This window comes from Kangiella spongicola (assembly GCF_003194565.2).
GTDB lineage: Bacteria > Pseudomonadota > Gammaproteobacteria > Enterobacterales > Kangiellaceae > Kangiella > Kangiella spongicola.
The window spans coordinates 43133-55199 of sequence record NZ_QICH01000003.1; the positions used below are offsets into that span (position 1 = coordinate 43133).

The window sequence follows — 12067 nt, forward strand, 5'->3', positions numbered from 1 at the left end:
GTTATTCTATAATAAGCTCTACACTAGTTCCACTTTGCCGTGTATCGGCTTAATTTTATTACGTGAAAAGACCAAATGAGGCACAGTTAATGGCTGGAAAAACTCTTTACGACAAGCTTTGGGACGACCATCTTGTCGCAGAAAATGATGACGGATCAGCATTGATCTATATTGATCGTCAACTATTACACGAAGTTACATCACCACAAGCTTTCGAAGGCTTAAGACTCGCAGGTCGTAAGCCGCGTCGCCTTGAAGCTAACTTGGCGACTCCGGATCACAACGTTCCGACGACTGATCGTAGTAACGGTATTGCAGATCCAGTTTCTCGTATTCAGGTGCAAACCTTAGGCGATAACTGCGATAGCTTTGGCGTTACTGAATTTAAGATGGACGATATTCGTCAAGGTATCGTACACATCGTTGGCCCAGAGCAGGGTTACACACTTCCAGGCCTAACCATGGTTTGTGGTGATTCGCACACCGCAACGCACGGTGCATTCGGTGCTATGGCGTTTGGTGTGGGTACTTCTGAAGTAGAGCACGTTTTAGCCACTCAATGCTTACGCCAAAAGAAAATGAAGAACATGCTGGTGCGTGTTGAAGGTAAACTTGGCACAGGCGTTACGGCTAAAGACGTAGTCTTGGCGGTAATTGGCGAAATCGGCACGGCAGGCGGTAACGGCCATGCTATCGAGTTTGCGGGTAGCGCTATCGAGAGCCTATCAATGGAAGGCCGTATGACGGTTTGTAACATGGCGATTGAAGCGGGCGCACGCGTTGGCTTGGTGGCTGTGGACGATAAAACCATTGAATACGTTAAAGGCCGTCCTTTCGCGCCAAAAGGTGAGCAGTGGGAAATGGCGGTGGAAGCGTGGAAAGATTTGCACAGTGATGCAGACGCTCAGTTTGATCGCGTGGTTGAGCTTAAAGCCGAAGATATTGTTCCTCAAGTGACTTGGGGTACCTCGCCAGAAATGGTTAAGCCAGTGAGCGGTAACATTCCTAATCCTGAGAAAGAGTCGAACCCTGTGAAAAAAGAGGGGATCGAGCGTGCGCTTCAATACATGGATTTAAAAGCGGATATGCCGATCACGTCGATTCCGTTGGACAAAGTGTTTATCGGTTCTTGCACAAACGCTCGTATCGAAGATTTACGCGAAGCAGCAGCTGTGGCAAAAGGTCGTAAAGTTTCGCCAAGCATCAAGCAAGCGATGGTTGTACCGGGTTCTGGCTTGGTAAAACAACAAGCGGAAGCTGAAGGTCTGCATACAATTTTCACCGAAGCCGGTTTCGAATGGCGTGAGCCAGGCTGTTCTATGTGTTTGGCGATGAACGCTGATCGCTTAGAGCCAGGCGAGCACTGTGCCTCGACTTCTAACCGTAACTTTGAAGGTCGCCAAGGCCAAGGTGGACGTACTCACCTAGTTAGCCCGGCGATGGCCGCTGCGGCAGCCGTTCACGGTCACTTCGTTGACGTACGTGAACTAGAGTTGGATTCTGAATTAGCAAAAGCTTCGGAGGTGAACTAATGGAAGCCTTTACGCAACACACAGGGTTAGTCGTGCCATTAGATCGTTCTAACGTTGATACTGACGCGATTATTCCTAAGCAATTTTTAAAATCAATCAAACGTACAGGCTTTGGTCCTAACTTGTTTGACGAATGGCGCTATTTAGATCATGGCGAGCCTGGCATGGACAACTCAAAGCGTCCGTTAAACCCAGATTTCGTAATGAACCAAGAGCGTTATCAAGGTGCTTCGATTTTATTAGCACGCGAGAACTTCGGTTGTGGCTCAAGCCGTGAGCACGCTCCATGGGCGCTTGAAGACTATGGTATCAAAGCGGTCATCGCACCGAGTTTTGCCGATATTTTTTTCAACAACTGCTTTAAGAACGGTATCTTGCCGATCATTCTTGATCACGCAACCATGGATACCTTGTTTGAGCAGACTGAAGCGAATGAAGGTTTTAAGCTGGATATCGACCTTGATAAGCAAACCATTACCATGCCAAACGGTGATGTGATCAGCTTTGATGTCGAGCCAGACCGTAAGCATAGCTTGTATAACGGTTTGGATGATATTGGTATTACGTTGCAGCAAGAAGATGCGATAACGGCGTATGAAGCTGAACGCTCTAAAAGAGCTCCCTGGTTATTTAATAGTTAATGGTATTTGTTCCTTTTCTTGCATGGCGACCATCGGGAATGCCTTGGTGCAAGAAAAGGAACCAAAAGAAGGCACCCCAATATTGAGGTCATTCAAAGAATGACTTCCCAAAAGACTTTCAAGTCACTTTACGCACCGCGACATACGTTCCATCCATGGCCCGAATGTCACTATTCAAAACGTCCTGTTTTGAACTGCTATGACTTGCGAGTCTTTTAGCTCAAAATTACGGGGAGAATACTTTCTTGAGACCCTGTGCTACAGGATTCATAACAGAACAATTTATTAGGATTGAACATGACTAAAAAAGTATTGGTATTACCGGGTGACGGTATTGGCCCTGAGATTGTCGGGCAGGCGACGCGTGTATTAGACGCGCTGATTGAAAACCATGGTTTGGATGTGACTTATGAGTCTGCGTTGGTGGGTGGTTCGTCGTATGATGCGCATGAAACTCCTTTAACTGATGACGTATTAGCTCAAGCAAAAGACGCTGACGCTATTCTTCTAGGCGCTGTTGGCGGTCCTAAGTGGGAACAGTACGATATTTCAGTGCGTCCTGAGAAGGCGTTGTTGAAATTACGTTCTGAGTTGGAGTTGTTTGGTAACTTACGTCCAGCAATTCTGTATAAGCAACTTGCAGATGCTTCGAGCTTAAAGCCTGAGCTTGTGTCTGACCTAGACGTTTTAATCGTACGTGAATTAACAGGCGGTATTTATTTCGGCCAGCCACGCGGCATTCGCACTCTTGAGAACGGCGAGCGTCAGGGCTACAACACTTACGTTTATTCAGAAAGTGAAGTTGAGCGTATTGCCCACGTGGCATTTAAAGCTGCGATGTTACGCGATAAGCGCGTATGTTCAGTGGATAAAGCTAACGTGCTTGAGGCGACTGAACTATGGCGTGAAGTCATGGATCGCGTGAGCAAAGAGTACCCAGAAGTTGAATTAACGCACATGTACGTTGATAACGCGGCGATGCAGTTAGTGCGTGCACCAAAGCAGTTTGACGTGATGGTTACGGGTAATATGTTCGGTGATATCTTGTCGGATTGTGCGGCTATGCTAACGGGATCGATTGGTATGTTGCCGTCTGCTAGCTTAGACGCTAACGGCAAAGGCATGTATGAGCCGATTCACGGCTCGGCGCCAGATATCGCAGGTCAAAACAAAGCAAACCCATTGGCCACAATCTTGTCAGTTTCAATGTTGCTTCGTCACAGCTTCGGCGAAGCTGGATTGGCTGACAAAATCGACCAAGCGGTTTCTACCGTGTTGGATCAAGGTTTACGCACTGCGGATATCCATACTGATGGCGATAAACTGGTTTCGACCACTGAAATGGGCGACGCGGTTTTAGCAGCACTCACTTAATGCAAGACCTAACCCAAGTTGTATTTGGGTAAATATATGTAAAATCATTGGCATAAGGTGCTTAGCACTCTATAATTCAGGGCAAAGTAACTTATGCCAAGCCTTAGCTCAATGTCTCAATCTCAAGACATACAATTCGATGGACTTTATGCCCATGAGCTAACGGTTTCCCGTTCCGAAAATGTTCTTCTCGAAGATGCCGAGCTGCATCTTGCTCCTGCCACTATTACTTATCTCTATGGTGAAAACGGTACTGGTAAAACAAGCCTTATGCGCTGTTTAACCGGCTTGTTGCAACCTGACGATGGCAAAATCTATTGGAATAAAAAGCCTATTAATCACCCTGAATCGGGTTATTTTCAGGATCTTATTTTTCTAGCGCACAGTTTATCCATGAAAAATGAGCTGACGATCGCTGAAAATTTAACTTTTTACGCGCAGTTGCGCTGTGGTGGAAGTTACAATAATAAAGAACTTCAGGCAGATATTAGCCAAGTATTAACTGATTTAGGCATCGGAGGGTTAGAAGGGCGTATGTTCGCTGAACTATCGGCAGGTCAGCAACACAAAGTGGCCTTAGCCCGATTAATGCTTGAGCCAGCAAAAATTTGGATATTAGACGAGCCATTCGTCAATTTAGATCAAAAAACACGTGGTTGGTTAGCAGCTAAAACTTTGGAGTTTAAGGCACAAGGTGGTGTCGTGCTTTTTACCTCACACCATCACATTGATGAGTTGCCGGTTGACCAAAAGGTTGGGGTGGAGCACGAATGATTAGTACTCTACTGAAGCGTGAGCTTAAAGTAGCCCGCCGCAACTGGATTGGCTTAGCCATTCCACTATTGTTTTTTATTATCGTAGTTAGCTTGTTTCCCTTCGCCGTAAGCCCGGAAGCGCCGATGTTGCAAAAATTAGCGCCTGGGGTAATTTGGGTCGCGGCTTTATTGTCGATGCTACTTTCCTTGGAGCAGTTTTATCGTAGCGACTTCCAAGACGGTTCGCTCGAACAGCTACTGCTCATGAGTTCGCCGACATCCGTGGCGATTAGCAAAATCTTTGCGCACTGGCTATTAACAGGCTTACCGTTAGTAATTTTATCGCCATTACTTGGTCTCTTGATGCAGATCAACTATGGCTTTGAGCACATCAATCATACTTGGGTTCTGATGTTGAGTTTAATGTTGGGAACGCCAACCTTGTGTTTGCTCGGAGCTGTTGGTATGAGCTTGACCCTGGCAGCTAATCGAAATGGCTTGTTGGTCTCAATATTGATTATTCCATTGTATGTGCCAGTTCTGATTTTTGGCGCATCGACTGTTACAGCATCCTTAGAGAGTTTGCGTTATAATGGCGAACTCGCCATATTAGGCGCATTTTTGATGATAGCGATTGTTTTTGCGCCTTTCGCATCGGGTCGCGCACTTAAAATTTCAGTAGGTTAAGGTTTAATGGCAAAAGCTTGGCGTTGGTTTCACCAGTTAGGTTCTCCGAAATACTTATTCCAAAAAACGGGTCAGTGGCTTCCATGGATATGGGGCGCGACATTGATCTTGTTAGCTGTGGGTCTTTACTACTCTTTGTGGGCATCACCACTCGAAGCGAGGCAGGGCCAAGGCCATACCGTTCGAATTATGTATATTCATGTCCCAGCCGCTGCTTTGTCGATGGTGGGTTACATTGCCATGGCAATCGCCGCTATTGTGGGGTTGGTGTGGAAGATGAAAATGGCCTTTGCGGTGGTACGCTCGATAGCGCCAGCCGGTGCTGCCATGACGTTTCTGGCTTTGTTTACAGGCTCCGTTTGGGGTAAGCCGACATGGGGCACCTGGTGGGAGTGGGATGCTCGTATGACGTCTGAGCTACTGTTGTTATTCCTATACCTTGGTTTCATCGCTCTCCATGCGTCTTTTTCGGATCGCTCCAAAGCAGATAAAGCGAGTGCAATTTTGGCGATTGTCGGTGTTATTAATATTCCAATTATTTATTTCTCCGTGAAGTGGTGGAATACACTGCACCAAGGCTACTCAGTGACACAAAAGGGAGCGTTAGCTCCAGAGTTTCAAGTGCCGCTATTTACTATGCTGGCAGGTATGTATTTATTGTTTGCCGCATTGGTGATTATGCGCCTGCGCGCTGAAATTATTCTGCGCAATCAAAAGTCGCGCTGGGTGATGGAGTGGGCAACTGCTGACGCTAAGAAGGTGACGCATGACTAGTTGGCACGAATTTATATTTATGGGCAAGCACGGCGCTTATGTTTGGTCGAGCTACCTGATGACTCTTGTCGTTTTGTTAGGCTTGTTTATTGGCTTTAGAAAAATGCTGAAATCGTTAAAAAAGCAAGTTCAATCAGAGGCCATGTTGCCTAGCGACAAAAGGCAAAAAACTAGAAAATTAAAAGTATCTCAGCCGGACTAATGGCTAGGTAAATCCTTGATTATATTGAGTATATGATAAGACCATGAAAACACATCGTCGTAATAAACTAATCGCCATTATTGGTGGCTTGGTATTGATCTCGGGCGCGGTCGCACTGATTCTTTATGCGTTGAGCTCAAACATTAACCACTTCTACCCGCCAACAGAAGTTAGCCAAGGCAAGGCTCCGATGGATAGAACCATTCGTGTGGGTGGGCTTGTGGCTTATAACTCGGTCAAAAGAGCCGACGATGGTTTGGAGGTTGCTTTTACCGTGACTGATAATCAAAACACGCTTGAAGTGCGCTATGAAGGGATTTTGCCTGACTTGTTTAAAGAAGGTCAGGGCGTTATCGCGGAAGGTAAACTGGTGAGTAAAACCGAGTTTAAAGCGACCAAAGTATTGGCTAAACATGATGAAAAATATATGCCACCCGAAGTCGAACAGTCTTTGGAAAAATATGGTCATCCAGTCCAGTCTAAATCCACTGAATATTAGGTGAGTCTCTTGATTCCTGAGCTTGGAAATTTTTTATTAATCATGGCGTTTATTAACGCCATATTTTTAGGTGTCTTGTCCTTTGTTGGTGCGCACTATGAGCATCAAGGGCTTATGCGTTTTACGAAGCGTTCCGCAATTAGTATCTTCTTATTGATATTAGCCAGTTTCATTTGCCTGACCGTTTCTTTTATCAACAATGATTTCTCGGTAGCTTATGTCGCTAACCATTCAAACTCCCAGCTTCCGATTTACTATCGAATTTCAGCAGTGTGGGGCGCTCACGAAGGTTCGCTACTATTGTGGGTATTGATTTTAGCCGGTTGGATGGCAGCTGTTGCTGTATTCAGTAAAGCTTTACCAAAGCCTTTAGTTTCAAGGGTTTTAGGCGTAATGGGCTTTATTGCCGTTGGCTTTATCGCCTTCACATTGTTTACTTCGAATCCTTTTGAGCGTGTATTACCCTTTATTCCGATTGATGGCGCAGATCTGAACCCATTACTACAAGACTTTGGTTTAATCGTGCACCCACCAATGCTTTATATGGGTTATGTGGGTTTTGCTGTGGTGTTTGCGTTTGCTATCGCTGGTCTTTTAGAAGGAGAGCTGGATAATCAGTGGGCTCGCTGGAGCCGCCCATGGACTACGGTGGCGTGGATATTCTTGTCGCTTGGAATTGCTCTTGGTAGTTGGTGGGCATACTACGAACTCGGCTGGGGTGGCTGGTGGTTCTGGGATCCAGTTGAAAATGCTTCGTTTATGCCATGGTTGGCGGGTACGGCATTGATCCACTCGTTAGCGGCTACAGAGAAGCGCGGAGTCTTCAAGTCATGGACCGTGTTATTAGCGATTTTAACCTTCTCATTAAGCTTGCTCGGTACTTTCCTCGTGCGCTCAGGTGTCCTGACTTCTGTTCACTCGTTTGCTAATGACCCAGTTAGAGGGCGCTTTATTTTAGTGTTCCTAGGTATTGTGGTGGGTGCTTCGCTCTTAATCTTCGCGATTCAATCGAGCAAGATTCGTTCCAAATCTAACTTCGGTATTTTTTCGCGAGAAGCGGCTTTGCTGTTCAATAATGCGTTATTAGCAGTTGTGACCTTTATGGTGTTACTAGGAACTTTGCACCCGCTAATTCAAGAAGCCTTTACCGGTGGCAAGTCTTCGGTGGGTCCTCCGTACTTCAACTTAATGTTTTCTATCTTCATGATTCCAATTCTAATTTTGATGCCAATTGGGCAGCAAATTAACTGGAAACAGGAGCCAATAAAACCGTTGTTGACTAAGTACTGGATTTGGGCGCTAGGCAGTATTTTACTGGGGTTTGCAATCGTCATGATGATGGGCGAGGTAGCCCCAATGGCCTTTGTTGGTACCGCGCTAGGACTATGGGTTGCAGCCGGTTGTGCTAAATATATTCTTGGGCAGACTTCGAAAAGCGACTCTTTCTCCAGCGGCTTAAAGAAAATAAGCTTGAGTTACTGGGGCATGATCGTAGCACACCTTGGTGTAGCGATTACGGTGTTAGGGGTGGTCTTGACGTCCTACTATAGCGTTGAGAAGAATATCAAAATCCATCAAGGAGAAACGGTTCAAGTCGAAGATCTTAATGTTGAGTTTTATGACTTTAATAATCTCGAAGGTCCAAATTATATTTCTTCTGCTGGCAGTTTCCGAATTTATATGGATGGCAAGTTACTAGCTGACTTACACCCTGAAAAGCGTAAATATCACGCATCAAGCATGGTTATGACCGAAGCTGATATCAACGCAGGTTTATTCCGTGATATCTATGTTGTGATGGGTGAGCCTCTGGATGACGGGGCGTGGGCAGTCAGTGTTCATTATAAGGCGTTCGTTCGCTGGATTTGGCTTGGTGCACTCGTGATGGCGCTTGGTGGCTTATTGGCGGTATCGGATAAACGCTATCGTCAGCGCAAGCGTGAGCGTAAAAACGCCAAGAAAAATGGGGCAGACAAAAATACTGCGAATAGTGACTCATTAGGAGCGGATAGTGAATAAGAAGATAGTGTTGGCGGTTGCGCCGATTATTACCTTTATTGGCCTAGTAGTCTTTTTCTGGTTTGCGTTAGACAACGATCCACAAAAGCTTAATTCAAACTTAATTGATAAGCCGGTTCCAGAGTTTGCACTGCCGTCGTTGCAGAACCCGGAAGTGGTCTATACCGAAAAAGACTTACCTAAAGAGCTATTCTTGCTAAATGTTTGGGGATCTTGGTGTGGGCCATGCCATATCGAACACCCTTATTTAATGAAATACTCAAAGCAATATTCAGTTCCTATCGTCGGTGTCAATTATAAAGAAAAGGTTATCGATGGCTTAAAGTTTATTGAAGAGAAAGGTAATCCATATAGCATGGTGATTTCTGATAGTGACGGTCAATTTGCTATCGATTTAGGTGTATATGGTGCGCCTGAGACATATATTATCGACGATACTGGCACCGTTAGGTTTCGTTATGTGGGTGTGATTGATGACCGTTCATGGCACAAAAAGATCTTACCAGTGATCGAACATGTTCTGGGCAAGACGCTTAAACCCATTGAGAGTACAGAGTAGGAATCAGTTATGAAACATTTCTTTGCAGCTCTAATGTTAGCTATTTCGTTTCAAGTCATGGCAGTGATAGAAACCTATGAGTTTGAAACTGAGGCTCAAGAGCAGCTCTATACCGAGATTATCCATGAGTTGCGTTGCCCTAAATGTCAAAACCAGACTATTGCAGAGTCGAATGCGGGTTTATCTGAAGATTTACGCTATATTGTTTATCAAAAGGTCAGCGCAGGGGAAGAAAAGAGAGATATTTTAGCTTATATGCAACAACGTTATGGTGATTTCGTACTTTACGATCCACCAGTAAAACCATCGAATTATTTTTTATGGTTTGCTCCTATTTTTGTATTCATCATTATTTTAATTGCTGTGTTAGCACGCGTCGGTCGTCGCAAAGTAACGCCTGATAGCAGTGACGACACAGAGGAACTTTAACAATGCTAGTTTGGTTGGCGCTTTTATTATTCGTCTTAGTTTGGGCATCTTGGCTTTTTGGACAGATATTTACTGGTAAACGAAAAGTATTTGTTTTTATTGCCATGCTATTGGTTTCATCTTTGGGAACACTCGGAATTTATTACTTCGAAGGGGCGCACAAGGAGCTGGAGCAAACAGCTGCCATGCATCAGCAGTTAAAAGATTTGACCTTGCGTGAACTCGCGGACAAGGCTGATCAAAGAGAGATTACGATGGAGCAGTTACTTTCAGAGCTGCGCCTACGTAACGAATTAGAACCGAACAACTTCGAAAAGTGGCGTGAGTTAGGAACTATTTTCTTACGTTTTGGTGAGATTGCGCGCGCTGAACAAGCTTTTACACGCGCCGTATCTGCAAAACCTGGCGCTGAAACTCGCCTAGAATTTGCACAAACCTTTATGGAGCTAGGAACGGAAGAGGGGCTGGAGTATGCCGAAAAGCATATCAAATTGGTTTTAATCAATAATCCTAAACACGAAGGCGCGCTATTGCTCCAAGGGATTAATAACTTTAAGCAAAAGGACTACCAGTCCGCGGTTTATTACTGGAGTAATTTACTCAAGCAAAGAGAGCCTGGTAGCGAGTCTTATAAGATTATTAAGGAGCAGATTGAGCTAGCTGAGCGCAAGCTTAAAATGGAAGCCTTAAACCATATAAAGGTCATTGTAGATAATCTGGATGAGTTGATTCTAACTCGCTATAAAAAAGCCTTTGTTCTGGTTCGTCGCGAACAAGGCGGGCCACCTGTTGCCGTTAAATCTATCGACATATCAAAGCTTGATGAACCTTTAAAGCTTTCGCCGGACAATGTCATGTTGCCTGGTGTTGATCTCTGGGCCAGTGAAAATGTGTATGTTGAAGTGCGCCTTTCTCAAAGTGGATTAGCGCAACCAGAAGCTGGCGACAAGTTTGGAAAAACCGAAATATTGTCTACTTTAACGCCGAGCGAGACCTTTCACATAGAAATCACGGAGCGAGTGGAATAGTGGAGTAAGTATTGATTTTGCATATTGATACTGCAAAAATATCAAAATTAAGACGAAATACCGAAAATGTGTAACAAAATCAGATATGTTGAATCTTAATTTTGAAGAACATAAATAATCACTATCAACTTAGGAGTAAGATCTATGTTAAGTAAAGACAAGAAAAAGTTAGCGGTAATCGTAGGCGCATCAATCGCAGCATCAGCTGCTATGGGTACAGCTACTGCTAGCGATAACCCATTCGCACTAAACGATCTTCAGGCTGGCTATGATCTTGCTAAATTCGAAGCAGGTGAAGGTAAATGCGGCGAAGGTAAGTGCGGCGAAGATCACGCCAAGAAAGCCAAAGAAGGTAAATGTGGCGAAGGCAAGTGTGGTGAAGACCTTGCAAAGAAAGCTAAAAAAGCCAAAGAAGGCAAATGTGGCGAAGGTAAATGCGGCGAAGACCATGCCAAGAAAGCCAAAGAAGGTAAATGTGGCGAAGGTAAGTGCGGTGAAGATAAAGCTAAAAAAGAAGGTAAATGTGGCGAAGGTAAGTGTGGCGTAGCTTAATAGCTAAGCTTTATTTTCTCAGCAGCAACTTCTAGCAGTATAAAGAACTTGGTTTATAAGACTGGTTTGTTTAGAGCCCTTATAAGCTAAGTTCTTTACAATAATGCTTTTTCCGTAGGTGGTCTTAGACTACTTGCTATTCACCCACAAACTTTGTAAAGGTGATCATTTGTATCCAGTAACAGGTGCCGGACTTGGTTTAAGAAGAGACTTCATGCGAGAGTTTGAAGCGCTTGACAACTCTAATGTCGACTTCATGGAAGTAGCCCCAGAAAATTGGCTACCTTTCGGCGGTCATTTAGAGCAGGTCTTTGCACAATATGCTGAGAGATTTCCTTTTGTCATCCATGGTTTATCCTTATCCATTGGTAGTCCTAGCCCTTTAAATACAGATTTTATAAAAGACGTTGCGGCTTTTATTAAGAAATATAATATCCGCTGTTACAGCGAGCATCTAAGCTACTGTAGCGACGATGGGCAAATGTATGACTTAATGCCTATTCCCTTCACAGAAGAAGCGGTGCACTACGTTGCCGATAGAATTAAGCAAGTGCAAGACATCATAGGGCAACGCTTGGCGATGGAAAACGTTTCTTATTACGCGGCTCCTGGCCAAGAAATATCTGAAATCGAATTTTTTAAAGCAGTAGTCGCCGAAGCTGACTGCGACATTTTGCTCGATATCAATAACATCTACGTCAACAGCATCAATCATCGCTACGATCCGAAAGAATTCTTACTAGAGCTACCCAAAGAACGCGTGGCCTATTCACATATTGCTGGACACTATGATGAAGCTGATGATCTCAAAGTGGATACGCACGGAGCGGACGTTAAAGATGATGTTTGGTCGCTTTTAGAGGTGGCCTATCAACATTTCGGAGTTTTTCCTACGCTATTAGAACGAGATTTCAATATTCCAGCAATGCCACAGTTATTATCCGAAGTGGATAAAATTAAAGCATTACAAGAGAAATACAGCCATAGTTCTGCCGCTCAGCCGGCTATAGCTTGAT

Annotated in this window: 14 protein-coding genes; all 14 read left to right on the top strand. The window is 44.6% G+C overall.

Going from position 1 to position 12067, the window contains the following annotated elements:
* The first annotated feature begins 89 nt into the window (after positions 1–89).
* Entirely contained in the window at positions 90–1532 is a 1443-nt protein-coding gene (gene leuC, locus DL796_RS09105) for a 3-isopropylmalate dehydratase large subunit (RefSeq protein WP_110201407.1), read from the top strand.
* Complete coding sequence (gene leuD, locus DL796_RS09110) at positions 1532–2173, top strand: 3-isopropylmalate dehydratase small subunit (protein WP_110201408.1); 642 nt, start codon at positions 1532–1534, stop codon at positions 2171–2173. The genes leuC and leuD overlap by 1 nt, the downstream gene beginning before the upstream one ends.
* A 297-nt stretch (positions 2174–2470) precedes the next feature.
* Positions 2471–3547, top strand: coding sequence for a 3-isopropylmalate dehydrogenase (gene leuB / locus DL796_RS09115; protein ID WP_110201409.1), 1077 nt, complete (start codon positions 2471–2473; stop codon positions 3545–3547).
* Between the two features lie 111 nt (positions 3548–3658).
* Entirely contained in the window at positions 3659–4321 is a 663-nt protein-coding gene (gene ccmA / locus DL796_RS09120; RefSeq protein ID WP_227593044.1) for a heme ABC exporter ATP-binding protein CcmA, read from the top strand.
* Entirely contained in the window at positions 4318–4989 is a 672-nt protein-coding gene (ccmB, locus tag DL796_RS09125) for a heme exporter protein CcmB (protein WP_110201410.1), read from the top strand. The genes ccmA and ccmB overlap by 4 nt, the downstream gene beginning before the upstream one ends.
* A 6-nt stretch (positions 4990–4995) precedes the next feature.
* The gene (gene ccmC, locus DL796_RS09130) at positions 4996–5763 is read left to right on the top strand and encodes a heme ABC transporter permease CcmC (protein WP_110201411.1); all 768 of its coding nucleotides are present in this window, start codon (positions 4996–4998) and stop codon (positions 5761–5763) included.
* Positions 5756–5965, top strand: coding sequence for a heme exporter protein CcmD (gene ccmD, locus DL796_RS09135; RefSeq protein WP_110201412.1), 210 nt, complete (start codon positions 5756–5758; stop codon positions 5963–5965). Before ccmC ends, ccmD begins: the two co-directional genes overlap by 8 nt.
* A 43-nt stretch (positions 5966–6008) precedes the next feature.
* A complete protein-coding gene (ccmE, locus tag DL796_RS09140; RefSeq protein ID WP_110201413.1) occupies positions 6009–6464 on the top strand; it encodes a cytochrome c maturation protein CcmE in 456 nt (151 codons plus the stop codon).
* A 9-nt stretch (positions 6465–6473) separates the two neighbouring features.
* The gene (locus DL796_RS09145) at positions 6474–8483 is read left to right on the top strand and encodes a heme lyase CcmF/NrfE family subunit (protein WP_110201414.1); all 2010 of its coding nucleotides are present in this window, start codon (positions 6474–6476) and stop codon (positions 8481–8483) included.
* A complete protein-coding gene (locus DL796_RS09150; RefSeq protein ID WP_227593045.1) occupies positions 8476–9042 on the top strand; it encodes a DsbE family thiol:disulfide interchange protein in 567 nt (188 codons plus the stop codon). The genes DL796_RS09145 and DL796_RS09150 overlap by 8 nt, the downstream gene beginning before the upstream one ends.
* A 9-nt stretch (positions 9043–9051) precedes the next feature.
* Complete coding sequence (locus DL796_RS09155; protein WP_110201416.1) at positions 9052–9471, top strand: cytochrome c-type biogenesis protein; 420 nt, start codon at positions 9052–9054, stop codon at positions 9469–9471.
* A gap of 2 nt (positions 9472–9473) precedes the next feature.
* Positions 9474–10499 (top strand): tetratricopeptide repeat protein, encoded by a 1026-nt coding sequence (locus DL796_RS09160; RefSeq protein WP_110201417.1) that lies wholly within the window; start codon positions 9474–9476, stop codon positions 10497–10499.
* Positions 10500–10643: 144 nt separating this feature from the next.
* Positions 10644–11051 carry an HvfA family oxazolone/thioamide-modified RiPP metallophore gene (locus DL796_RS09165; protein ID WP_110201418.1) on the top strand — a complete coding sequence of 136 codons (408 nt, stop codon included), beginning with the start codon at positions 10644–10646 and terminating at the stop codon, positions 11049–11051.
* Positions 11052–11220: 169 nt separating this feature from the next.
* Positions 11221–12066: an HvfB family MNIO-type RiPP peptide maturase gene (locus tag DL796_RS09170; RefSeq protein ID WP_227593046.1), complete on the top strand. Its 846-nt coding sequence runs from the start codon at positions 11221–11223 to the stop codon at positions 12064–12066.
* Position 12067: the final 1 nt, after the last annotated feature.